Here is a 26621-nt window from a genome sequence, read left to right as displayed (position 1 = left end):
ATCAACGAACATGCTTAAATGTTTTCTTGCCTGCGAAAACAGAGTTTCCTTTCAGTTGATGCTCGATGCGCAGAAACTGATTGAATTTTTCGATACGTTCGCCGCGACATCCGCTACCTGTTTTGAGGTGACCTGCATTTAATCCGACTGTCAGGTCGGCAATAAATGTATCGACCGTTTCCCCGCTACGGTGTGAAACGAAACAGTTATACCCGTTATTACGGGCCAATTCCATTGTTTCCAAGGTCTCTGTTACCGTTCCGATCTGGTTCAGTTTGATAAGTATGGAATTTGCCGCGCCTTTATCAATACCTTCCTGTAATATTTTTTTGTTAGTACAGAACAGGTCATCTCCCACAAGTTCTATTTTACCGCCTAATTCTTTGGTGAGAGCCTGCCATCCTGTCCAGTCATTTTCAGCCAGTCCGTCTTCAAGCAAAACAATAGGGTATTGTTTTATCCAGTTTTCCCATAATTTTATCATTTCATCGCTCGACAGAATTTCCCCCGTGCTTTTAAACAGCTTATATTTGCCATTATCCCATAATTCGCTGGTGGCCGGATCGAGGCAGATATTTATATCCGTTTCGGGTTTATAGCCTGCTTTGACAATAGCTTCAAGAATAACTTCCACGGCTTCCTCATTTGACTTTAGATTAGGGGCAAAGCCGCCTTCATCGCCCACTCCCGTACTATAACCTTTTCCATTAAGGACAGATTTCAGAGAGTGAAATACTTCTTCGCCCATACGTATAGCCTCCCTGAAAGTCGGCGCATTATGCGGAGCGATCATAAATTCCTGAAAATCCACATTGTTATCGGCATGTTTTCCTCCGTTGATCACATTCATGCAGGGTACGGGCAGTACATAGGCATTGCTCCCGCCAAGATATTGGTACAACGGCAGTCCCATACTCATCGCTTTTGCACGGGCATAAGCCATCGACACGGCAAGTATTGCGTTTGCGCCAAGTTTGGACTTGTTTGGCGTACCGTCCAGATCAATCATTAAGAAATCAATTTCCCGCTGGCTGATAAAGCATCTGCCGGTAATTTCTTTAGCAATAAGTCCGTTTACATTTTCTACCGCTTTGAGAACGCCTTTACCTCCATAACGGTTTTTGTCTCTATCGCGAAGTTCGGTTGCTTCCCGTTCCCCTGTCGATGCACCGCTGGGAACCATGGCACAGGCATGTGCCCCGCCTTCTAATGTTAAATCTACTTCTATTGTTGGATTTCCTCTTGAATCGAGCACTTCGATCGCTTCTACTTTTGTAATCTTCATAAGTCAATTATTTTAAAATAAATATATACAAACAGGTATAGCCCATGTAGTTACTACATGAGCAGATATTATTCCTTTATTTCCGGGAGTCTTACCGCCAACCGGGAAGTCTACAAATACAAAATTCCTACTCATAATCTTTATTTTTATTGATTAATCAAGTAGGAACTATCAGCTATTTATATTAGCGGTTTATAACAGGGAAGTTCCATTCCCTTATATACTTTGCAAAGGTAAAAAGTTTTTTGTTCATAGTATATAATTCAGAAGTTAAGTTTTATCTTTGCTATAAAGAGTGTGAAACAATGCAGTCTCAATGAGGCCAATGTTGCTAAAACAGTTGCTACTCATATTACAATTAAAGTGGACAGTGTGTAAACGGTTCCTTATACAGGTGCCGTTTCCTTATGCTTTCCTCTTATCGGCTATGGCGCTGCTGTTGGGGTATGTTTTATTGAAAATTGATATCCCCGTAACGTGGCAATCGATCGCCGGGGCAATTGTTATACAGTTTTTCCTTTGCAGCCGGATAAATTACAGGGCAGATAAGCGGCTTTTTCTGAGGCAATATCGGGATCTGTACCCTTTGTCGGTTTTTATAGATTCTTTTTTCCTTTCTCTTCCGTTTGTATTGGTAAACGGATATTTATGGATGACGGCTGTCATTGTTGCTTTCTTATATTCGGCGCTTGATCTGTCCGCACGACGTAGTGTAAAGCTCAGACCCGTTTTGCCGTCTCCCTTTTTTATGAAAAGCAGTTATTTGTGGCATGCTCAACAGCGATATATATTGCCTGTGATTTGGATTTTAATTGCCCTGTTTATCGTAATTGCCTATATACATGACAACTACAATTTAGGGATAGTCGTTCTGGGCGGGGGGACGTTTATCGGATTTTTGGCTACTATAATGGAAACCGAAGAAGCCGATTTTGTACAGATGTACATAAACACAAAACATTTTATTACGAGAACACTTTTAGAAACTCTTTATAACACTGCCCTGTACCTGTTTCCATTGGTGGCAGCGCTGTTCTTCCTTTTTCCGGCCGAACGGATGGTTACGTTATTGTTCTTCCCGGCCGTTTTACTGATAAATGTACAATTGCTTTGGACGAAGTACGCATTCTATCCTTCCGCTCCGTTGGCGACAGTTATCTTTTTCTTTGGACTATTGCTACAGGGAGCCTTGAGTATTACGCTTTACGGCATTATCATAGTGCCGGTTTATACGGTAATATTGTATTTTCTCTTTATAAAAAATATTCGCGCAATTATTTCCGTCTATGAAAAACGTTTATAAGTTGTTTGTATGCTGCGGACGGACAAAAAATGAAAGGAATTGGTGAAGAATGATCGAAAGGAACACTCATGAAATACAGATTCACACACAAGTAGGATTGAAATGTCTTGCGTCTTGATTCTTGGCTCTTGCGTCTAATTTTTAATCGAATGAAAGAACTAATCGTTGAATTACTAAGTAAATCGTATGGTAAAACCACGGTTTTGGAGAATGTAAACCTGCGCTATCGTTCAGGCGCTATAAATGGCGTTATAGGTAATAATGGGGCAGGAAAGAGTACTCTTTTGAATTGCGTTGCGGGATATATTCCTTACAATGGAAATATTGAGCGGAAGAATATCAAAACGATCGGACTGTTGACGGCTAATCCCTATATTTTTCCACGCATTACCGGCTACGAATTCATTCGTTTTTGCCTTTCGGCAAAGAACTGCAAAGAGGACAAAGAGAAAACGGATCGGTTGAACCGGCTCTTTGAATTGCCTTTGCATAAGTTTGCCGATGAGTATTCAACGGGTATGCTCAAAAAACTACACCTTTTGGCGCTCTTGTTACAACAAAATGACGTGCTGTTGCTGGATGAACCATTCAACGGACTGGATGTTTTGTCATCAGCCTATTTGTCGGAACTATTATCGGAATTAAAAAAGCAGGATACTTTAATTCTTATCTCTTCTCACGATCTGGATCAACTGGTCAAAATTGCCGGTACACTCACCGTGATAGAGGACGGCAGAACTTATATGAGGTCGGACCAATTGTCGGATATACAGCGGGAAATTGAGAAGCATGCTTACGATAAAGTAAGAAGTTTAAATTTATCTTTTTGACAATGAAAAGTTTTGACAATTACGAAAAAGAGCTGAGGACGATCAATATGTATACCGCAAGCGGTGTGGCTCTGGCGATCACCGGCGCTGCGGCGGTACTGTTCGGCGTTCCTTTTTACTTTATTTGGAAACCAGATCTCTCACTCTCAATGCAGCAAAGCCTTTTATTCATATTGTTATTTGTGGTCGGTATTATCATTCATGAACTGATCCACGGGCTTTTTTTCGGGTTATTTGCCAAAAACGGGCTTAAAAGCATCCGCTTCGGGGTGATGTGGCAGATGCTTACGCCTTATTGCCACTGCAAAGAACCGCTAAAGATAAAACATTACTTCCTTGGGGCATTGATGCCGGCGCTGCTGCTGGGGATTGTCCCGGCTGTTATATCCCTTTTCAACGGAAGTGGACTGCTGCTGTTATTGGGGGTTATTTTTACCGGCGCTGCGGCGGGGGATTTTATGGTGGTGTGGATACTGAGAAAGGAGCATCCGGAAACTTATGTGCAGGATCACCCGTCGGAAGCCGGTTGTTACGTCTACCGGAAAAGCTAGATAATTTGTGCAAGGTCTACGGAGAATTTAATTCCAGGTTTATAGAGCTCAACTGTTAGGTATTCTTTCAGGATATCGATTATAATTGTTTGATTATCAATAAAAAATATGCCTTCTTGGATGTGTTTTTTAATTTCTTGATTTATCTGTATTAAGTAAAAATCTACCGGACTATTATTGAGTTTTGAACCAAAATATATCCGGCATGATACATGGGATTTTAGAAAAAGCAGTATTTTTGATAACATGATGTCAAAACATGGTGATAGAGTGCAAAAGCGACAATTCATGCTTTTGCTGATAATTGCAGGCGCATTATTTGCGATGATCTTTGTATTTAGCCTTAGCGCGACGCTTTCCGAATGGTATATAAGCGTGATTTACCCTGTTGTGGGTGCCATACTCTCTTCTGTCTCGACCCTCTTCCCCTTTTCATTATACGATATATTCCTGATCCTGGCGGTGCTGCTGTTGGTAAAGTTGATCCTGTTCGCCATCATACGTAAGATCACTTTTTCAAAGTTCCTTTTTTCGCTGATCCGGTTCGTGACCGTCATTGTGGCCTGGTTCTATTTTAGCTGGGGAATCGCTTATTTCCGGGAAGATTTCTACGAGCGGAGCGACGTGGCGGAGATGACATTCGATCCGGAAATTTTCAGGGATTTTGCTGTCCGGTTCATTGATCATGCGAACCGTTATTATGCCGATTGCACGGATATGGCGAAGAACGATGTCCGGCGTAAAGTTGAATTATCGTATCAGGCGTTGCATCAGTCGTTAAAGGTATCTTATCCCAATGGAAAAAGGAGGGTAAAACCGATGATGTTCGAAACGGTATATTCGAAAATGGGTGTTTCCGGGTATTTCGGACCGTTTTTCAATGAGATCCATGTGAATAACTACAGCCTGAATTTTACCTATCCGTTCACCCTGGCGCATGAAATGGCGCATCAGTTCGGTATTGCACCCGAATCGGAAGCGAACCTGTATGCTTTTGTTGTTTGTGCCCGCAGTAGCGACGAAAGGATCCGGTACAGTGCGTACGCATCTACGCTCCGGTATGTATTGAACGATATACGCCGGTTTCTGCCGGAGGAATATGAATCGCTGGCTTTGTCTATCCGGACGGAGATCATTGCGGATCTGCAACGAAACCGGGAGCATTGGCTCGCGGCGAGAGACGAATCTCTGTCGGAGATGCAGGATAAAATGTATGATGCGTACCTGAAGACAAATAAGGTGAGTTCGGGACAGGCTAACTATTCCGAAGTGGTCGGTTTATTGGTTTCGTATGGTATTTTAGCGGAACTACCTCAATAAATTTTCGTTTTTATCTCCCTTATCTTCTATCCTTTATCCTTTATCCTTTATCACCAATTCCCACATCCCACATCCCACATCCGGGATCCCAAATCCCAACATCTTACTCCAAATATTCCCCGACTTTACCGCTGATCTGTAACAGAGATATTTCGTAGAGTTTGGTATTGTACTGTGCGGTGAGAAGCCGCTGTTCCGCTTCGAGCAGGCTGTTTTGCGCTTCCCGTAATTCCAGTCCCGACAGGTCTCCGATCTTGTATCTCTCCATGGCGATCTCGTAATTCAGCTCTGCATTTTCGAGGCTTTCGAGTTCCAGATTGGTCAGCTCTATGTTATTCTGATAGGCCATCCACATATTGGCGAAGTCACTTTCCAGCGCCAGTTTATTCCTTTCAATCTCCAATTGCCGGTTTTGAATGGTGATCTCCGCGTTTTTCTGCTCCCTTCTGCGATTGAACCCCTCGAAGAGGGTATAGCCGAGCGTGAGTCCCGCGTTCGGTCCCCAGGTACGTTGCCTGTCGAGTGTTCCCGTATTATAGTTATAGTGCGTAAAACCATAACCTGCATTCAACCGCAGGTAAGGATAATTGCGGCTTCTCAGGCTTTTCAGATCCAGTTCGCTCAGCGTTTTGTTCTTCCCGGTCAGCAAAAGAACCGTGTTGTGCTGCATCGTCTGGTTGAACAATTCTTCTTTCGACAGGGCGGTATCGAAAAGAATGGTAGTGTCCTTCGCCAGGAAGTCTTGCTCCACATTGCCCCCCATCATCTCATTCAACCGTATCCGGGAACTGTTGAGTATCTCGTACTGCTGGATGAGCAGTGAGCTGTCCGCATTGAAATCGACCTTCGCCTGTTGCAGGTCGAGCCTTGAAAGGGAACCCACCTGATAACGCGCTTCCACGATGCGCAACCGTTCTTTGGAAAGCGATACCGCGTATTGGAGATTTCCCAGCCGTATCTGCTGTTGTACATAGTTGTAATACTCCGCCGTAAGGTTGGCAATGAATTCTTCCATAGCCAGCCGCGTATTCAATTCTCCGACGGTCTGCAGTTCCTTTAGCCGTTGATAGTTGGTCTGCACCCGGAACCCTTCGAAAAGTGTCCAGTTGAGGTTCAACCCGGCATCCAGCGTCTGTGTATTGGAATTACGACTCTCTATGACACTTTCTCCTTCCGCCGGGTACTGGTCGGAATTACTGTTGCGTAGGTCATAACCGGAGTTCAGGCTGACTTCCGGCAGGAATCCGGCATTCCCTAATGTGACATTATTGTCCGAGATCAACTCTTCGTTGCGTACGATGCGCAGATCGTAGTTGTTCTCGAGTCCTTTTCTCAGACATTCCAGCAGATCCATCACAGGCTGTGCGGATGATGCAACCGTAGAAAGCAGAAGAAAGAGCAATACCGGCACACTTTTTATCATCATATTGTGAATTATCAATTACAAATTATTAATTACCAATTATTTCTGAGATTGAATATTACATCACATTAGTCTCATTGACATATTATTCACATTGGCACATTGATATACATTCATTATCGCATCAGCAAATCATCACATCAACGAACTACTCTTGTTCCCCAGCTCCTTGCTCTTTCTTTTTCACCCTTTTCATCTCTTTTACTTCCCTGTCGGTAGAGAGATAGATATACATGGCCGGGATGAGGTAGAGGGTGAGCAGGGTAGAGATGAGTAATCCACCCACTACGGCCGTACCCATGGCGATCCGCCCGTTGGCTCCTTCACCGGAGGCGAACATAAGGGGCAGGGATCCGAGGATGGTGGAGATACTGGTCATCAGGATAGGGCGCAGCCGCTGGATAGAGGCTTGAAGGATAGCGCTGAACTTATCGATGCCTGCGTTCTGCCGTTGATTGGCAAACTCCACGATCAGGATCCCATTCTTGGTCACCAGGCCGATCAGCATAATGATACCGATCTGGCTGTAGATGTTCATCGTGATCCCCAACATCCACATGAACAGCAGTGCGCCGAACAGCGCCAGGGGAACCGTGAACATGATGACGAACGGGTCTTTGAAACTTTCGAACTGCGCAGCCATCACGAGGAAGATCAACACGATGGCCAGTGCAAAAGCAAAAAGCAGGCTGGAGGAACTCTCCCGGAAATTTCTGGATTCGCCTTCCAGGGCGGTCCTGAAGGTGTCGTCCAGCACATCGGCAGCGATCCGGTCCATTTCTTCCAACCCTTCTCCCAGTGAATAACCCGGTGCTATCCCTGCCGAGATGGTAGCGGAATTGAAGCGGTTGTAGCGGTAGAGTTGGGGTGGGGCGACCGACTCTTCAAGCTTTACCAGATTGTCCATCTGGATCATCTGGCCGGCGGAGTTTTTGATGTATATGGTTTTCAGGTCGACCGGCGTGTTGCGTTGCTGACGGTTGATCTCACCCAGGATCTCATACTGTTTACCGTTCATATAAAAATAACCCATCCGCTGGCCGCTGAGCGCATATTGCAGGGTTTGGCCGATGTCACGGGTACTTACCCCTAACATGGCCGCTTTGTCGCGGTCGATGATTATCCGTGTCTCCGGTTTGGTAAACTTCAGGTCTACGTCACTCATCTGGAAGTAGGGACTTGCGTTCATCCTCTCCATAAAAGGAGGAATAAACTCCTGCAATTTTTCAATATTGGGTGCCTGTAATACATACCGTATGGGCATGCCGGCACGGCGGCCGCCGAAGGTGGATTGTTGCTGCACGAAAGCGCGGGCGGCGGTCTCATCCCTTACGGCAAGGGTAAGGGCATCGGCTATTTCCATCTGGCTGCGTTCACGTTGATTCATATCGGGCAAAACTAAGCGTACCATACCGAAACTGCCGCGGGTCATGGTGATGTTCGATTCCTTTTCGGGGGCGACAGAATCGGCTATGTCTGAGATACGGTCGGTATAGTCCCTGATAAATTCGTAGGTAGCCCCTTCCGGAGCGGAGCTTCTGACCATCACTACGGAGCGGTCTTCTAAAGGAGCCATCTCCGCGGGGATCATATTCCAGAAAAGGACGATAAACAGTCCGGAAACGATGATGACAGGCAGGACCAGCCATTTGCGACGCAGGAATGAATGTAACGATCTGTCATAAAACCGGTTCATGCCATCGAAGAACTTGTCGGTCTTTTTGTAAAGTTTACTCTTTTCCCGTCTCCTGGTGAGCATTTTGGATGAAAGCATCGGCACAAAAGATAAGGCGGCAAAAGAGGAGATAAGCACCGCACCGGAAATCACAATACTGAATTCGCGGAATAATCGGCCCGTCATCCCTTCCAGAAAAACAATCGGGAAAAATATCGCCACCAGCGTAATGGTGGTGGAGATCACGGCAAAGAATATCTCCTTGGATCCCATGATGGATGCTTCCTCCGGATCCATTCCACTCTCTACTTTCTGAAAGATGTTCTCAGTCACCACGATGGCGTCATCCACTACAAGCCCTACCGCCAGTACCACTGCCAACATCGATAATACGTTGATGGAGAATCCCGCCAGGTACATCACAAAAAAGATGCCGATGAGCGAGATAGGGATCACCAATGCGGGGATCAGCGTTACGCGCCAGTTCCTTAAGAAAATAAAGATGATGGCTACGACCAGAATGAAGGCGATGACCACGGGACTCTCTACCTCACTGATAGAGGCCCTTATAAATTTGGTGTTATCGAATGCCACGTCAATGGTCACATCTTCGGGAAGGTCTTTGCGCATTTGTTCCATACGGACCCTTACCTCGTCGGCAATACTGATATGGTTGGCGCCCGGTTGCGGGATGATCACGCAGCTTACCATAGGCACTCCGTTCCTTTTGAGGATATTCTGGCGGTTGGCCGCATCCAGCTCGGCATATCCCACATCGCGGAAGCGCACAATACGGAAGTCATTCTCCACCAGGATCAGATTGTTGAAATCTTCCGGCGTCTGCATCAATCCCATAGTACGTATGGATTGTGCTATATGGTCGCCCTCAATGCTCCCGGCGGGAAGTTCTATGTTTTCCCTGTCCAGTGCATTTTTAATATCTATGGGTGTGATATTGTATGCGGCCATCCTGAGGGGATCGAGCCACAGACGCATGGCGTACCGGTATTCACCCCAGATTTCCACGGCGCTTACGTTGGAAATAGTTTGCAGCCGTTCTTTTACAGTGAGATCGGCGATTTCCGAGAGTTCCAGCATTGATCGGACAGGGCTCTGTATGGTGATTTGCATGATGGGATCGGAGTCGGCATCGGCTTTTGATACCGTGGGTGGATCGACATCGCGGGGCAGGTATCTTTGCGCGATAGAGACTTTATCCCTCACGTCGTTTGCGGCAGTCTCCATATCCACGCTCAACTCAAACTCCACGGTGATCCGTGAACTGCCCTGGCTACTCTGGCTCATGAGCGAACGGATTCCCGGAATACCGTTGATATTCTGTTCCAGCGGTTCCGTGATCTGGTTCTCGATCACCTCCGCATTGGCGCCCGGATAGGATACCTGTACGGTAATGATGGGATTGTCCACGTTGGGGTATTCCCGGACGGGAAGACTGGTGTAGCCGATCAGGCCGAAGATGATGATGATCAGCACCATCACCGTGGCCAGAACAGGCCGTTTTATACTTAATTCCGATAAGTTCATCTCGTTAATCTGCTCTGTTTTCAACCATCTGGCCGATCTGCACCGGCATGCCGTTTCGTAACTGCATTACACCGGTGGTCAGAAGCGTGTCGCCGATATTCAGACCGTCGATCACTTCAACCGACGCGGATGTACGCATACCTGTAATAATCTCCACCTCCCTTGCCCTGCCGTTGTTATACAGATAGGCAATATCACGACCCATCTCCTTGATGCTGGAAATACTCGGGATGACGATAGCATTGTCGATCTGATCCAGATTGATCCGGACGCTGGCGGACTGACCCGGTTTAATTCTCCCGTCGGTATTGGGATAGCGGGCGCGCGCAAAGAGGTTGAGCGTTTGTACATCTAACCGGGATTCTATGGCGTAAACCGTAGCATTGTATACTGTCAGGTCATTTTCCACCGTGAAAGAAATTTCCGTTCCCGGTTGGATCATATTTACAAAATTCTGGGTAAGAGAGAATTCGACTTTCAGGGGGGAGATTTTGGTGAGATTGGTTACCACTACCGATGATGAAGCGTAGGCTCCTTCGCTCACTTGTCTTAACCCGATCATTCCGTTGAAAGGGGCTCTCAGTTCAGTCTGCCGGATACGTGCTTTCACCAGATCTATATCGGCTTTCAGTGTTTCTAGCTGGGTAGCGACCGATTGATATGTTTCCTGACTGATGGCATCTTTCTCAAGGAGCGTCTGTTGCCGATACAGCCTGTCTTCTGCCAGCGGCAACTGGGCTTCGAGTTTCTTGAGTTCGGCCTGTAACGGAGCATCGTTTACCTTTGCCAATAATGCTCCCTCTTGCACATAGGAACCCTCCTCGAAATAGATATCGGTTATCTTTCCTGCCGACTCGAAAGTGAGGTCAACCTCCTCGTCCGGTAGCAAAATCCCTGTGATCCGGAACATATTGTTCAATGTTTGGGGTTTCAGTACGGTCGCGTTTACCATGAGTGCCGACCTGCCGGCTTCCCCGGCCGCACCACGCTGAGCGGGAGCATCGTCCTGCCCACCGGATGTAAAAAGTTGTTTGATCTTTGGGAAGAATGCCATCCCCAGAATCACCACTGCGATGGAGGCAAATACAATTATTTTTGTTTTTCTGTTCATATAATTGTGTTACTTTTTTTTGCCGGTTGACCTTTGTAGCGCGCATTACCACATGGGTACATTAACCCGTTAACAGATTAATAAATCGTCACCTCAAATACAATATCTTTTCTTATCCTTTGCTCTATATCCGTGCGCAAAAAAATCTCTCAAAAGTACCTATTAAAGTAGAGAAAAAGTAACCCTGAGACTGTTTTTAGTTTTTTTTAGGTCTAAAAATCGATATACCATTCAAATAAGTCGATGAATCCTGCTCCGGATCAACAATTAATAACTATTTTTGACATTCGAAAATGAGATTTATTATAATTAAAAAATATAAATAGGATGAAGGTGAAAAAAATATTTCTTGCATTGGTATTCATGATGGGTGGTATATTTTTGGCCGAGGCCCAGGATTGGGCGAACCTGAGCCGTTTTAGGGAAGAGAATGTAAAGTTGGGAGCCGCCAGGACGTGTGACGACCGGGTGGTCTTTATGGGTAACTCAATTACGCAGGGCTGGATAGAAAAGGTACCTGAGTTTTTTGACGGCCGCCCCTATATCAATCGGGGTATTAGCGGACAGACCACGCCGCAGATGCTGCTCCGTTTTCGTCAGGATGTACTCAAATTATGGCCTAAAGTAGTGGTGATCCTGGCCGGTACAAATGATATCGCAGGTAATACAGGTCCGTCGACGCTGGAGATGATCGAAGACAATATCCACTCTATGACGGAGCTGGCGCAGGCACACGGTATACAGGTGGTGCTGTGCTCCGTTCTTCCGGCATATGAGTTTCCCTGGCGCCCCGGTCTGGAACCGGCTCCTAAGATTGTGGAACTGAACAAACGGATAAAACAGTATGCCGGTACAAGGGGAGCTGTCTATTGCGATTTCTTTTCCGCCATGGCCGATGAACGCGACGGGTTGCCGAAAGAACTGTCGGAAGACGGTGTGCATCCCAACAAAGAGGGATACGCCATCATGGGGCCTTTGGTGGAAAATGCCATTGCCCGGGCACTTCTTATGTGGAAGGAGTTTAAATAGTGGTCATGCCATTGTGTGGAGCGAATTATATACTCGTTTCAGAAGCGATCAATGTTAGGATTATATTGATTGCGGGCTTGATTTGATGCGAAAAGGGTTTGATACTCCCATCAAACCCTTTTTGAAATTAAAATGGAAACTGTAGTTTTTTTACAGTTTTTCGATTTCTTCAACGGAAAGGCCGGTGGCTTTGGAAATAATGCCAACCGGTATTCCTTCAGTTTTCAGGTTCCGGGCGATTGCCAGTTGTTTATTCCTTTCACCTTCTTCTCTGCCTTCTTCCCTGCCTTTCTGCTCGGCATAGGCGAGGGTAGCCAGATGGTCGCGATAGACTTTGATACTCTCGTCATATCTCTCGCGCTCCTCTTTGCTCATCGAGGCGATGTCGGCTATCTGTTCCAGCTTTTCAAAGACCGCCTTACGGGCCTTGAATGGTATTCTTTCCAGTGTTTCCATATTCTTCAATACGTAAATCCATCGTTCAAAATCTGTTTTACATTCCCTTTCCTCTTTGGCGAAAGAGGGAAGTTCTATAAAGATAAAACGCAGCTTGTCGCTGAATTGTTCATGCGTCTCCCGGTCGGACAGGATAATGTCGGTGCGCAGTTTATTCGGGGTGTCATGCAAACGGAAATTCATAAAAAATACCCCGTATACCGCATTCAGGTCAAACAGCCACTTTCCTCCCTGTTGACCCTGTCGGGCAATCGTCTGCGAAAGGTAATACAATGCTCGGTCGGCAAACTGAACCTGACGGATATTTTGCATCTCCACGATGAAGTATTCACCACTCTCAGTGGTACAATAAATATCGTAAATAGTCCCACGGTCCCCTTCGAATTCCGGCAAAAGTTCCTTGTCGAGGAAACGGATATCTCTGATACTTCTCTCTCCTTCCAGCAGGTCGTTCAAAAAGTCGATAATCAACTCTTTGCTGATCTCCTGGCCGAAGATCTTTTTAAATCCCACGTCGGTAAACGGATTGATAAATCGTACCATTTTTCTCAATCTTTAGGGTTCTGATCCTATCAAAACGTATTCTTCGAGTTCTCTTAGGCCGGGGACGGAAAAATAGTTTGCCAGATCACCTTTGATTATTACCATCTTATTAATATTATCTGGGTTGCCGGGTATATTCAATGCGGCTCTGATGGCTCCCGATGAAGGCAATTGTACCGGGATCATTTTGTCGGTATCGGTTTCGCCCGGAATATTCGCTAAAGCGATATTACTTGCTACCGCACCCTCCACACCGGGTATAAAATTAGTGATTGAATTGCTGAATGATCCTACAATAAATCCTTCTACCCATACACCTGTTTTTCCCTGATTGGCTTGTGCCTCCGCTACGGTGTAAGGATCCTTCTTCGATCCCTCGATGAGGGGTGGCGTTTCGGTGGTGCGGTCCGCTTGCACGTCTGCTGACGGCCCATCGATCCACGCTGTGATATTGCTTTCCGTAACGGCGACTATTTTTTCGGTAAACAGGGTGACGTTATAGGTATATTTGGTCGCTTTCTCGAAAGCATTGATCTCAATGGCATCAACCAAAGGAAAATTATACACTTCAGTTTCTTCTCCGATAATAAACCACAGATACATTCCCGACAAATCGGCTTCCGGCAACAGGATCGCCTCGGCAACCGAACCGTCGTTATTCACTCTGAGTTGGATATCCCCTCGCTCAGAGGCAGGAGAGAGTGTGCCTGTACCCAGGTCGAACGTGGCTCGGGTAGCGGCATGGGTAATGATTACCGACAGGTCGTTCAAATTGATCGATTCATCCTGACCGATATTCAATACAATTTTGGATAACTGATGGGAAAACTGCATTTGTACGTTCGGATTTTTCGAATTGAAGTTTTTTGCATTGTTGGAGTACATAAGGTCGATAGCAGCCTGCACCGACTGATTACTCAAATCAATAGGATAGGAGAAGTTGCCTATATCTTCCCGATAAGGGTAATAGCTGATGAAATCAACATTGGATTCGTCGAAAGGAAGAATAATCTCTTCCGCTTCGTTGGCCGGTGCGAAAGATGAGGAGCCGGAAGTCACATATTTTACATTTTGACGGAGGGCGGAAGAATTGAGCGGTTGCCCTGCTTTTACCATATAAACGCCAATGGCGTCATCTTTTTCCCAGGAGGAGTCGGAGACACGGGTTTTTAACCCATATATCTCTGCTTGTAGCTGAAGAGCCCTTCCGCCCTTATCGGGATCTATCGTGTCTCCTTCGCACGAGAAGATAAGGATGCAGAGGCATGATAATACGAGCCTAAAAAAAGTCCGGTGGTTGTTTTTTGCTTTCATGATTTGTAAATTTGATGTAATTGTAAAATTTACCTTACTGTGGTGGTTTGAATAGATTAAATAATCTGTAATTAAGGCAATACTATAGGATGAAGGGAGACAAATTGGGTGGACTGAATGACCCAAACAGAACTCAAACACCGTATCTCAACTATTATACGGCGAAAAAGGGACTTATAACAAAATTCCCGGATAATCATCCATAAAAATTATCCTTTCTCGTTTCAAAAATGAAACGAATTGCAATAATCAAACAATATTTTTAAAAACCAATTTTTTTAACAAAGAAAATATTAAAAAAATATAATTTACGGTCAATTTGTTTTAGAACCAAATAACAAAAAACCACCTCCCTTGACGAGGAGATGGTTTTCTGCGGTTTTTGTATGAGAAATGACAAATTTGTCTGCCGGAAAGAGTAACTTCCGGCTTCCAATTCAATTTCTAAACCGGTTTTATTTGCCGGCCAGGTGGTAATTCCCGGAGCCTAGTTCTATTTCAATTCCGGTATCCGTTTCCGTAACATTCCTTACGCCTTCCCCCGCGGGCGCCGACATGTTCAGCTCTTTTGGCAGCCTGACAATCGCCGAAGTATTTCCGGGTAGGGTGATATCCCAACTGAATGTTTCGTTTTCCTTCCGCCATTCACTTTTTATCTCTCCGTAAACCGATTTATAGGTGGCTTTTACGTGCGACAATCCTTGGGGGAATTTCGGCTCCATCAACAGTTTTTTATACGCTACACTTTCGGGATGGTTTCTGATCCCTGCCAGATCCTCGTAAAACCAGATAAGCAGATCTCCCAGCAGCATCACATGATTGGCGGAGTTCATCGCCGGATCGGCCGTATCTCCGTTCCATAGTTCCCAAATGGTGGTCGCCCCTTTTTCGATCATATATCCCCAACTGGGATAGGTCCGGTTGGTGACGATACTGTAGGCCAGATCCACATTCCCCTGTTCTGTCAGTCCCCGCATAAGGTGTTGTATTCCCAGTACCCCTGTACTTACATGGCCGTTGAAATCTACCTCGGTCTTTTTCACAATATTATCGAATACCTTTTGTTCATATCCCTCGGGAACCATCCCTAAGCGAAGCGAAAGGATATTGGCCGTAACGGTATTATTGTCATAAAGAGCCGAATCGGCATTGAAAAAACGGGTATTGTAAGCCTCTCTGATCTTCGATGCCAACTCTTTATATCCTGCTATATCTCCCGTGTTACCGGTGAGTTGGGCGAATTCGGTCATCAGGTTCAGTAGGCTGTAGTACACGGTGGTGCTTAAAACGGCTCCGGCTGTTTTCCGGGAAGGATCCTGCGAATGGATAAGTTCCTGCGATTCGGGCGGCATGCACCAGTCGCCATAGGTGTCTTTTGTAAGGATGTAATCCTGCATCGATACCTGTTGAATGCGTTCCAGATAGCGTTTCATGGAGGAATAATGTCTTTTTATCGGCTCCATATCTCCATACTGCTGCCACAGCATCTTTGCCCCGTAAAAATAGGCGGCAGGCCAGGTCACGTCGTCGTTGTAGATCGTCCAGTAGCGGGGGGAGACTACCGAGATGCTTCCCTCCGGGTTTTGGGAATCTTCGATGTCCTGCAACCATTTGCCGTAAAGCAGGGCATTGTTAAACACGAACGCTTCCCCGAAACAGCCGGTCGCCCGGTCGCCCAGCCAACCCTGGCGCTCGTCGCGTTGCGGACAGTCGGTAGGCATACCCCTGTAGTTCCCGCGGATACCCCAATAGGCGTTTTTGAATATCTGATTGATGGTTTCGTCGGATGTTTCGAATTTTCCGGTCATTTCCATTTGGTCATAGATGACCCTGCCGGTGAAATCGGTCGGTGCCGGTTGGTAATCCAACCCCGAGATCTCCACGAAACGGAAGCCATGGAAGACGAAAGAAGGCTCCCAACTAAAATCCCCGTCTTTTGAAGGCGTATAGATATCGGTTACCTTTGCACTCCGGAGGTTTGCCAGATAGAGGGTACCGTCAGGATTGAGTATTTCCGCAAACCGGAGGGTGACGGGCTGATCCTTTTTACCTTTCAAGCGGTTGATCTTTATCCATCCCACCATATTCTGTCCCATATCCAGTATAAATTTCCCGTCGGGTAGTTTTGTGATGGCTAGGGGCGTCAGTTCATCCTGTACCCGGATGTTCGGATTGGGCTGTACGGTGAGTATTCCTTCGGGTGCGGTCATTATATCGGCCTGCTTCCATGCGGCGTCATCATAATGGTTCTTATCCCACCCGGGAAGTTCCAGACGGGCGTCGTATTCCTCCCCGTCGAATTCGTTATTGGCGATGATGGGTCCTTTGGAGATGACTTTCCATGATTCGTCGCTGACAATGATGTCGGTTGAACCGTCGCTGTATTCGATTTCCAATTGCGCCAGCAGGCGAGGTGATCCGAAGACCTGGCTCCATGATTCCCGCATGCCGAAAAAGCGGCCATTGCCCAGTTTTACACCCAACACATTGTTGTCTTTCCGGATAAGGGAGGTAACATCATAGACGTTGTAATATACTTTTTCGGGATACCATGAGACCGTGGGGGAGAGGACATCGTCCGAAACGCGTTCTCCGTTTATATAAGCTTCGTATACACCTAATCCTGAAATGTAGAGTACGGCGCGTTCTACTTTGTGTTTACTGTCGAATGGTTTCCGTAGATAGCGGGCAGCCAGGCGGGTATTTCCCTTGTCTGTCTCGCCGGGGTTAGAGAATGTATCTTCGCCGATCCATTTGGCTTGCCAGTCGGATGCCTCGAGAAAGGTCATCGACCAGTGATTGGCTGTGCTCCAACCCGTATCTCCCTGGTTAGTGGTTACTTTTACCCGCCAGTAATATATTCCTTTTGAAGCAAGCGCTTCGCCTTCATAGGGAATAAGTACCGACTCCCCACCTGTAACGATTCCCGAATCCCATAACAGATTCTCTCCTTTTTTCAGATCCTTTTCCGACCGGGCAACCTGGATGCGGTATGCTTCCTGTCGTAGATCGGGTTTGCCGGAATTAATTTGCCACGAGAACCGGGGTGTTGATGTTCCCAATCCCTGCGGGTTTTCCTGCATTTCCACTTTCGGGGAGGCTACTTTCACCGCTGCTCCCTGACATCCGGCCATTAGCGTGGCCAGTATAAGTCCGATTAAAAAATAAGCGTGTTTCATATGTTTTTATTTAGAGTAAAGAGTAAAGAACAAAGAACAAAGAGTAAAGAACAAAGACATTTAGATACAAGAGCCAAGACAATGAAAACTAAAAGTGAAAAACTAAAAACTTAATCATCGCTATCCCTTATCGTGCGAAGCACACTATCCTTTTTTCACATTATTCACATTGGCACATCATCACATTATCTAATCATTAAATCGATACCTTCCCGCCGGGATCTCAAAGAGGATATATCCGTCTTTCCTGCCTGTTTCTTTTACATGTTCAGCGTTTATTACACGTACGGCTTTTCCGTTGTCATCGGGAAACAGGACTGTTGCCATGCAATTGGGCGGTATGGTTACGTTTAATTCTGTCTTGCCGTTTTCCCGGTTCCAGGACGATTCGATCAACCCCGCGGGGGAGTCGAACGAAGCTTTTGCGCCGGAAATTGGTGTTTCGGTGAGTTGCGGCACCCGTATCTCAAATTTTCTGAAGCCGGGAACATCCGCATCTTTCCGGATGCCGGCCAAACCATCGATATACCACGCACCGGGGTAGAGATAGGAACTGTGCAGCAGTGAGTGCCCCGGAAGATCTTTTTCCCACATCTCCCAAATGGTAGTGGCGCCGCTGTCGCGCATAAGTCCCCAACCCGGATAAGTGGTTTGGGATGTCATGGAATAGATGAGATCGTTTCGTCCTTCTTCGCGCAATACTTTAAAAAGCATCGCTCCTCCGGTAATCCCCACGTCTATATGTCCATTCCGGTTGACAAGGATTTCATCCGCCAGCCTCTCCATCACCTTCGGGCGCAGTTCTGCCGGCATGATATCGCCGTACAGGGCAGCTGCAAGGCTTCGCATCGAGCTGTCGGAGTAGTTATGATCATCCGGGTGGTAATATTTCGCATGAATAGCTTTTGCCGACCGTTCCGCCTGGCGTGCCCATTGATCCGCTTCTTCGGTTCTTCCGATTACCCTTGCGATCTGTACTGCCGTTTTCAGGTTATATACCCAGTAGCAGTTGTTGAAAAAAATGTTTTCATCGGAATAATTATTCATTCCCTCTGCTGTTGCTCCCGGCCAGAGCCAGTCGCCCAGAAAATCCCACTGAGCGCCATACCGTTTGAGCATATCGTTCTCCACGTGGGTATCCAGGAACTCCAACCATCCTTTGACCATTTCGAAATTTTCTTCGAGAACCCGCATATCGCCGTGGTATTGATACATGAACCACGGGAGGGTGACCACTATTCCGCCCCATGCAGGGCCGCCGCCGCCATGATAGGTAGGCGCTGTCTGGGGCAGTATGCCTCCCCCCAGTCTCCTGCCGCTTCCTTCTTGTTTGCGTGCCCACTCCGGATTGTTCATATTCCCTGTCATCGGCTCTGTTCCCTGCACATCACGCCAGTCTTCCAGCCATTTGTTATAGAAAGCGCCCAGCTTGTAATTGAGTAGGCCGGTTTCGGAAGTGGCATGCGCATCACCCCCGTATCCGAACCGTTCGCGTTGCGGACAGTCGACGATAAATCCGCCAAGCGACAGATTCTCAAATGTCCACTTCACGGTATTGTAGATCCAGTTCTGCAACGGATCGGAACATTCGAACCGGGCCGCATCTTGGAAACCGGTGCGCACCATCCAACCTTTGATATCCTCTTTTCGCGGAGCCGATTTCAACCCTTTGATCGTGACCCATCTTCCCGAACTGTAATTGAACCGGTTTTCAAAGGTTCCTTTTCCCGAAGCGCCGATCACGTAAGCGTTCATTAACCCGAACGTCATATCATCCTGCTCTCTTTCCGAAAACAGGAAATAGACGGTATCTCCGGGATTACCCTCTACGGGAATATGTGTCCATCCCGCAAAATTCACACCCAAATCTACCCGATAAGTGCCATCAGGGCGGGATTTGACAGCGACGGGGTGAATCTCATCGATCAGGTTATTGGTCTCTACTCTCTGCGCCGATAGGTTCAGCGCCGGGGTGTACACGCTGGCATTTTTCCAGTCGCGGTCATTCAAGGTTGCCAGGTTCCACCCTTTCACCTCTTTGCCGGCATCCCAGATCTCGCCTCCGTATCCGCCTACTCCGAACCCCCAGTTTCCGATCAGCTTATTGGGACTGGGGTGCGTTTTCCATGACTCATCGGTAATGATCCTCACTGGTTTTTGGTTGTTTTTACCGTAGATGTCTGTCTGGGCGATCACGAGGGGAGCGCGGGGTTTATCGGATGTTGCATAAGGTCCGAAAATAGACCAGGAGGTTCCCAGCCATAGAGCAATGACGTTTGTGCCGGGTGTGAGTGCGGTGGCAATATCGTAGGCAATGTAACGGGCCCTTTTGGTGTGATCCGTTACTGCCGGTGCAAGTACGTGATCGTCTATTTTTTTTCCGTTGACATATACTTCATGATATCCTACCGATGCGACAAACAGTGTCGCTTTAGACGGCTTTTCCTTTAAACTGAAAGTTTTCCGGAACCATGGATCGTACATCTTATTGGGCCCTTGCATCGGATTGTATGCTTCGTTCGTGCCGATCCACTTCGCTGTCCATTCTTCCTGTGAGAACAATCCTGTACTCCACCCGGCTACCTTGCTGTAACCCGATTCAATGCCCTTTTCATCCTTTACGGCTACTTTCCAGAAATACTTCTCATCAGATCGTAGCGGTTTGCCGTTGTATTCGACCAGTTGCATATCATCCGACTGCACCCAGCCCGAATTCCATATGTCACCTTGGTTCTTAGCCAGTGTCTTTATGGAATTACTCACGAGAATACGGTACGCCGTTTGTCGCTGTCCGTAAGCGGATTTGTCCGTTGGCTGCAGTATCCAACTGAAACGTGGATATGCTACATCCAGACCGGTCGGGTTCGTCAGGTATTCGCAGGTGAGATTGACGGGTATCACCGATGATTGTTTGTTTCCCAAAACGGTTATAACGCTAAGAGTCAGAAAGGTCAGAAAAAAGATTATTCGTTTCATTTGTTTAGAATAAAGAGTAAAGAACAAAGAATAAAGATAATTGAAAAATTATTTTATTTTGGGTTTGATTACATCAAATTGTAATTCATTATTTAACCACTAAATCTTCCAACCATTAAATTATGAAATTATTATTTACATTCTTCACATTGGCACATTAGTCATTTTATGGTAAATGTAAAGTGATGCGTTCCCGCATCCAGCTCCAATAATTTGTTCCCTTCCACATCATCGGGGAGATACAAGGTGGCACTGCTGTTGGCAGGTACTACAGCCCGATAATTTATCTTTCCTTTTTCCCATTTCCATCGGGAAAGGATTAATCCGTACGGAGAATTGAATTGAGCTTCGAACTGTTCCAGATCCTTCATGAAATTAGGACGCAGGATAATATGTTTGAATCCGGGTTGTGCGACATCGGGAAAGATACCGCCCAGGCCTTTGAAGAACCATGCGCCGATCTCACCGAACATCATGTGATTGTCGGAGATATCCCGCCCGGCATCCAGATCCCAGTTCTCGAGCAGGGTGGTGGCCCCGTTCACGATCCACCAGCCCCAGGAGGGATAAGTGTCCTGCACAGCTACCTTATAGGCCACCTCGGGATAGCCGTTTTCACTTAATGCATTTAAAATAGCTTTGGCTCCCAATACCCCCACATCCAGGTGGAAACCGGCTTCTTCCACTTTCTTTGCAAGATTTCGTGCAACTTGAGGTATCATGTCTTCCGGTACCACTTTCCATTGCAACGGCACACTTAATTCGGTTTGGGTTCCACTGGCGTAAATGCCGGCTTCGCGATCCAGGTATTTCTTGTTGATCGCATTTTTGATTTTCTCTGCCAATGCGGAGTAATACTGATGATCCGTTCCTTTTCCGAATAGTTTCGCAGCTTCAGCCATGATTTTCGTATCTACATAGAAATAGACGGAGGAAGTCAACTCCAGGTTGGAGCGTGATTTCACCGGCACCCAATCACCCCGTCCCCAGGAGGTGAGACCTTCAGGGCTTGTACGATCCACGTAATCCACATACCGTTTGATATTATCATAGCAGTCTGCCAATAGTTTGGCGTCGCCGTAAAATTTATATATTTCCCAGGGAATAATGGCAATTGTACTGGTCCAGTCCAATCCGTTGTGGGTACCATATCCCCATCCTCCTGTGGGAATAATGTCGGGTAATACTCCATTGGGTTGTTGCTCGTCCCGGTGGTCGGCCAGCCATTTCTCATATACGGTGATACCATCGAAATTGTACAATGCCGTTTCGACCGCAAAATGACCATCACCGGTCCAACCGTTCTTTTCGCGTTGCGGGCAATCGGTGGGATAACCCATCAGGTTCGACAGATAGGCATTATTCGTTGCCCACCATAATTTGTTGATAAGGTCACTTGAAGTTTCAATTTTCCCGATTGGTGGAACATCACTGTGCATAAAATAAGCAGTCAGGTTATTTTTATCCAGCCTGATCGGTTTACTGCTGGTCACTTCCACATAACGGAATCCTTTGTAGTTGAAGCGAGCCATAAACTCATCCTCTCCCTTTCCGCTCAATATCAATATATCGGTCTGGAAAGGATCTTTTTCCCGGTCTCCCCGGTAATACACATCGATGTTGGACATATCGATCCGTCCGTTGTCATTCAGGCGTTCTCCATGCTTTATCCGCAGTTCCGTGCCTTCTTCACCGGCGACCTTTATCCTGGTTACTCCCGACATATTTTGCCCGAAGTCGTACACATAGGTCTTTTCATCTATCTTGTTGAGGGATTTAGCAGGGATTGTCAACACATTCCGGATCGGTCTTAACTGTTGCGCAGTAATGTTTTGCGAGGGGGTGGAGCGTAATCCCACTCCCTGCCATTGTGAATCATCGAACCCCGGTTCGCTCCATCCCTCTTGTTCTAACCGTGCGTCGTAATGCTCCCCTGTGTAGATGCTGTTAAAGATCACCGGGCTGTCCGATTTTTTCCAGCTCAGGTTAGTGGGGATGGTCTCCACAGTGCCATCGGCATAGGTGATTCGCAGGTCGAGACAGAAAGCGGGGCGGTTACGCCAGGGGGCCCGGTGAAAATCCCATACGGCCATTGACTGATGGTTATACCAACCGTTGCCGAGGATCACCCCAATGGCATTTTCTCCCTTCTGCAGCTGAGCGGTCACGTCGTGGGTGACGTAAAGATTTCTTCTGTCAAAGCGGGTGTACATCGGATCGAGGCGCTGGTTGCCTATCTTTTCGCCGTTGATATAGAGTTCATACAATCCGGCGACGGCGATATATACACGGGCCGATGCGATCTCTTTGCCGGTTTGGAATTTTTTACGGAACCAGGGAGCGGGTGCATAATGGATATCCCTCCCGTCACTGATCCAGTCACCCTGCCAGTGGCTGATTTTCATTATTCCGGTTTCGAAGGATTGGATACCGGAGACGCTTTCATTCTGTCCTGCATCCCATATCATCACCTTCCAGTAATATCTTGTGAAAGGTGCGAGGCTGTTTCCCTCATAGGTAATGAGTTGCCGGTCTGAGTCCATCCTTCCGGAATCCCATATATCGCCTTCCCCGTTAAGTACTTTCAGGGAATCGGTACCGACAATGACCCTGTAGGCGGACTGCCGTGCTCCCTGCCTGTTGTCCTCAATCCTCCATGCCAATCTGGGGTTAGGGTTATCTATGCCGAGGGGATTTTCCAGATGGTCGGTTTTCAGATCGACCGGCAAGGAAGATGATTCACCTTTCAGAAAATAGCTGAACATGAGGAGTATAAGTAGGATGATGAATCTGTACAATTTTCCCATAATAAAAAGACTGTTTTAGAATAAAGAACCAAGACGATTTATCGATTTGTAGATTTACTGATTCAGATTGAAGAAGATTGACCCAGCTTGAATGAGGCTAATAAATCAACACATCAACACATCAACACATCATCACATCCACAAATCATATACACCTTCATCTTATCATATTAATTCATTGTCAATGTTGTGGTAAACGAATGATGTCCGCTCCCAACGGTCTGATAACTATTTTTCTGCGGAAGATACACTTTGGCTGTGCAATTGTGCGGAACAGACAGGTCCATTTTGAACTGGTCGCCATTGATTCTCCAATTGACGGAGATCGTTCCATACAATGTATCGTAGGATGCTTCCACAAATTTCAGGTCTCCGACCGGCTTCGGTGCGATGACGATGTTACGGAAACCGCTGTGATCATCTGTCGTTATTCCTGCCAGCGATTTATAGAACCACTCCACGATCTGCCCCATCATGAAATGATTCCATGAGGCACCTGCTCTCGGATCCCACAGTTCGGTGAGGGTGGTGGCCCCGAATTGCAATTGAAACCCGTACCCCGGCACTTCCCTGTGATTATGCATTTTGTACATGATCTCATTTAACCCGTTATCGGCCAACGTTTGGAACAGGTATCTGTTTCCGACGTCACCTGTGGAGAGCCGGTATCCTTTCTCTTTTATATCCTTTATTAAATTATCCAGAACGGCTTGTTTGTGCCGGGGCTCCACAATTCCTGCAAATAATGGCATAGCGTTTGAAGCCTGGCTCCCACTCCCGTACCGATTGGTTTGTTCATCGAAGAACTTCCGGTTGAATGCGGCCTTCACCTTCTCCCTTAACGCGGTATACCGGGCATGATCTTCGGGGTTTCCCACTATCTTCGCGGCTTGTGCCAGGTAATCGACTACCATGTAATAGTGGGCGGATGCGGATAATGGTACGGGCGTGTTATGCGATACCCCATAAGGCTTGTCCTCCCGGTAGTCGCACCAGTCACCCAGCCCGTGCGACACGATATGGTCGGTAGCGGTGGAAGAAAGGTAATCGACGTATCTTTTCATTACATCGTAGTATTTCGTGATCAGGGAGTTATCGCCGTAGAATTGATAATACATGAAGGGCAGGATCACGGCCGTGCTTCCCCACTCGGGCGAGTCCCTGAATCCCCCTTCGAAAACCACGTACTCGGGCGCGATATCGGGTACCAACCCGTTTGGTTGTTGTGCATCGCGAATGTCCTGCATGATCTTCGGCGCGAACGTGGTAAGATCGAAATTGTAGAATAATCCCGGGCCGTTGAGGTGCACTTGTTCCAGCCAACCGAGCTTCTCACGATGGGGACAATCGGTAAACACCGCGTGCATATTGCTTTTTATCGCGTTGATGATGAGCTGGTAGGCGTTATTGAATATTTCGTTCGAACAATGAAAACGGCCTGTTTGAGGGGTGGAATTATAGACAAAACAGGATTGTATTGCTGTTAGCAGAGGTATATCCCGTGGATCATCAGGATGGCTGATGAGTCGCGACTCTTCGTCATTGTTGGAGTTACCGGGTTGGAGACCGGCTCCCTTTTCCGGCTTGGCCCCCTCTATCTGGATGTACCGGTAACCGTAGTACGTGAACCGGGGGTGCCACACCTCTTCGGTTCCTCCCTTCAGGATATACTCGTAATAATAGGGTGATCCCGATTGAGATTGGTTCACCGACCCGTCTTCGTGGATATTTTCTCCCACCGTCAACCGGATTTTATCGCCAGCTTTTCCCCTTATTTTTATAAGGGGATACCCTGATAAATTCTGTCCCATGTCGAACACGTACGCGTCGCCTACTTTTCTTGCGGATTGGGCAGGGTAGGTCTCCATGATTTTGACGGAAGCGGTCGTTTGGGGTTTCAATTGTCCATTGGGGGCCGTCTGTACTACTACCGGTTGCCAGGCGGAGTCGTCGAATCCGTACCTGTCCCACCCCTCCTGTTCCAGCCGTGCATCGTAATCTTCCCCTCCGTACATGTCGTTGAAAACAAGCGGGCTGGGGGAATACTTCCAGCTCTCGTCCGAGAAGATTTCCTCATAGGTGCCATCTTCGTAGGTGATAGCCATTTTAAACAGGAGGGTGGGAGGGCCGAAACTCACCTGCATTTTCACGTACCGCCCTCCCTGTTGATTAAAAAAACCATTCCCGAGCAGGACGCCGATCGCGTTATTGTTTTCCAACTGGTCGGTCACGTTGTACGCATTGTAATAGATCGTTTTGTCGTAATCGCTCCACATCGGGTCGAACTGAGCATCTCCCAGCTTCTCCCCGTTCAGTGTCAGTTGGTAGTGCCCCAAACCACTGACATAGATGATCGCATCCTCGATTTTCTTATCAATGGAAAAATCTTTTCTCAGGTAGATGCTTCTTTTGGAGAGCGGGTGGGTTTGCTGCCACCTCTTCCCTTCTTTCGAAGAGATAGCCAACCCGTGGTAAATTCTTCCCTCAGGGATGTTGGCATCTTTTTTGTCGATCGCCCCGATCCATTTGGCCTCGGTGTTAAGGTCTGCGGGCGAGATTCTGAAGCTGTTGAGTTCGCTCCATGGCGAGGGGGTATCGTTGCTGTCCCAGATCCTCACTCTCCATAGGTACTCTTTTTCTGCCAGAAGCGCTTCAGTGCCGTTATATTCAACACGTTGACTTTGGATAGACTGTACTTTCCCTGAATTCCATACCTTCACCTCTTCCCCGTTTACACGGGTATAGATCTCAATGGTGTAGGCCGATTGGAGCGTTGCCTGATTCTTTTTACCCAATTGAATCTGCCATGCGAAATGAGGCGTTGCTGTGGCAACCAACAGCGGGTTATGTTGATACCCGCAGGTGGTTTTTACGATCTTTAATCTATCCGATCGGGTGATACCACAGGCATTGTGCGTGCAGATCATGAACACGGATAAGAGAATTGTTATTCCCGGTTTCTGCAACTTGTGTAAGGTTATGCTTAGACACTCTGATAAAGCCATATTGTTGTTTTAGACGGTTCAATATATTTGATTGTTTTCAATTATTGCTGCACTATTTCTATGCTCAACATAGTCAAAACAAGTTTTGCCTCTGTACTCGCTTATTGGAATAGTTCTCGCCCGTGAATAGTTCAACCAGGCTTGCTTCTGCTCATTCAGTTTAATGAAAACGTTGATGATAGGATCAGTTTTTAATGATTTTTCCGGCCCTTCAACTCTATTCTACAAAAATAAAACATTATTTCCATTTTATAAATCAGGCAAAATGA

The 26621-nt window shown here is 46.9% G+C and carries 15 protein-coding genes and 1 riboswitch; of the genes, 5 read left to right on the top strand and 10 right to left on the bottom strand.

The genetic code is table 11. From position 1 onward, the window contains the following. Position 1: 1 nt before the first annotated feature. Positions 2-1285 carry a phosphopyruvate hydratase gene (gene eno / locus Q0502_RS04775; protein WP_298647796.1) on the bottom strand — a complete coding sequence of 428 codons (1284 nt, stop codon included), beginning with the start codon at positions 1283-1285 and terminating at the stop codon, positions 2-4. A gap of 155 nt (positions 1286-1440) precedes the next feature. Next, a riboswitch (Fluoride riboswitch) is annotated at positions 1441-1510 on the bottom strand. Between the two features lie 145 nt (positions 1511-1655). On the opposite strand from eno, the gene Q0502_RS04770 reads away from it, so the two are divergent. The 4 genes from Q0502_RS04770 to Q0502_RS04755 all read left to right on the top strand — a co-directional run bounded on the left by Q0502_RS04770 (position 1656) and on the right by Q0502_RS04755 (position 5289). Further along, positions 1656-2588, top strand: coding sequence for a hypothetical protein (locus Q0502_RS04770; protein ID WP_298647794.1), 933 nt, complete (start codon positions 1656-1658; stop codon positions 2586-2588). Between the two features lie 149 nt (positions 2589-2737). Further along, positions 2738-3418 (top strand): ABC transporter ATP-binding protein, encoded by a 681-nt coding sequence (locus tag Q0502_RS04765; protein WP_298647793.1) that lies wholly within the window; start codon positions 2738-2740, stop codon positions 3416-3418. Positions 3419-3420: 2 nt separating this feature from the next. Beyond that, positions 3421-3969 (top strand): DUF3267 domain-containing protein, encoded by a 549-nt coding sequence (locus Q0502_RS04760; protein WP_298647791.1) that lies wholly within the window; start codon positions 3421-3423, stop codon positions 3967-3969. 270 nt (positions 3970-4239) lie between these two features. After that, positions 4240-5289: a DUF3810 domain-containing protein gene (locus Q0502_RS04755; protein WP_298647790.1), complete on the top strand. Its 1050-nt coding sequence runs from the start codon at positions 4240-4242 to the stop codon at positions 5287-5289. Between the two features lie 103 nt (positions 5290-5392). On the opposite strand, the gene Q0502_RS04750 is transcribed toward Q0502_RS04755, so the two are convergent. The 3 genes from Q0502_RS04750 to Q0502_RS04740 all read right to left on the bottom strand — a co-directional run bounded on the left by Q0502_RS04750 (position 5393) and on the right by Q0502_RS04740 (position 11043). After that, complete coding sequence (locus Q0502_RS04750; protein ID WP_298647818.1) at positions 5393-6712, bottom strand: TolC family protein; 1320 nt, start codon at positions 6710-6712, stop codon at positions 5393-5395. Between the two features lie 148 nt (positions 6713-6860). Then, positions 6861-9932, bottom strand: coding sequence for an efflux RND transporter permease subunit (locus Q0502_RS04745; RefSeq protein ID WP_298647788.1), 3072 nt, complete (start codon positions 9930-9932; stop codon positions 6861-6863). Between the two features lie 4 nt (positions 9933-9936). Next, positions 9937-11043, bottom strand: a complete 1107-nt coding sequence (locus Q0502_RS04740; RefSeq protein ID WP_298647787.1) for an efflux RND transporter periplasmic adaptor subunit — start codon at positions 11041-11043, stop codon at positions 9937-9939. 327 nt (positions 11044-11370) lie between these two features. Here Q0502_RS04740 and Q0502_RS04735 point away from each other — a divergent pair, with 327 nt between their 5' ends. Further along, positions 11371-12072, top strand: a complete 702-nt coding sequence (locus Q0502_RS04735) for an SGNH/GDSL hydrolase family protein (protein WP_298647785.1) — start codon at positions 11371-11373, stop codon at positions 12070-12072. Positions 12073-12222: 150 nt separating this feature from the next. Here Q0502_RS04735 and Q0502_RS04730 read toward each other — a convergent pair whose 3' ends face one another. The 6 genes from Q0502_RS04730 to Q0502_RS04705 all read right to left on the bottom strand — a co-directional run bounded on the left by Q0502_RS04730 (position 12223) and on the right by Q0502_RS04705 (position 26352). After that, positions 12223-13071, bottom strand: coding sequence for an Rpn family recombination-promoting nuclease/putative transposase (locus Q0502_RS04730; protein WP_298647783.1), 849 nt, complete (start codon positions 13069-13071; stop codon positions 12223-12225). Between the two features lie 12 nt (positions 13072-13083). Beyond that, the gene (locus Q0502_RS04725; RefSeq protein ID WP_298647781.1) at positions 13084-14385 is read right to left on the bottom strand and encodes a fimbrillin family protein; all 1302 of its coding nucleotides are present in this window, start codon (positions 14383-14385) and stop codon (positions 13084-13086) included. Positions 14386-14840: 455 nt separating this feature from the next. Further along, a complete protein-coding gene (locus Q0502_RS04720) occupies positions 14841-17564 on the bottom strand; it encodes an alpha-L-rhamnosidase (RefSeq protein WP_298647778.1) in 2724 nt (907 codons plus the stop codon). A 189-nt stretch (positions 17565-17753) separates the two neighbouring features. Then, the gene (locus Q0502_RS04715; RefSeq protein ID WP_298647775.1) at positions 17754-20540 is read right to left on the bottom strand and encodes a family 78 glycoside hydrolase catalytic domain; all 2787 of its coding nucleotides are present in this window, start codon (positions 20538-20540) and stop codon (positions 17754-17756) included. A gap of 161 nt (positions 20541-20701) precedes the next feature. Further along, the gene (locus Q0502_RS04710; protein WP_298647815.1) at positions 20702-23305 is read right to left on the bottom strand and encodes a glycoside hydrolase family 78 protein; all 2604 of its coding nucleotides are present in this window, start codon (positions 23303-23305) and stop codon (positions 20702-20704) included. Positions 23306-23517: 212 nt separating this feature from the next. Continuing rightward, positions 23518-26352, bottom strand: coding sequence for a glycoside hydrolase family 78 protein (locus Q0502_RS04705; protein WP_298647772.1), 2835 nt, complete (start codon positions 26350-26352; stop codon positions 23518-23520). Between the last annotated feature and the right edge of the window lie 269 nt (positions 26353-26621).

The organism is uncultured Proteiniphilum sp. (genome assembly GCF_937873925.1).
Classification (GTDB): Bacteria; Bacteroidota; Bacteroidia; order Bacteroidales; family Dysgonomonadaceae; genus Proteiniphilum.
This window is presented reverse-complemented; position numbering and strand designations above follow the sequence as displayed.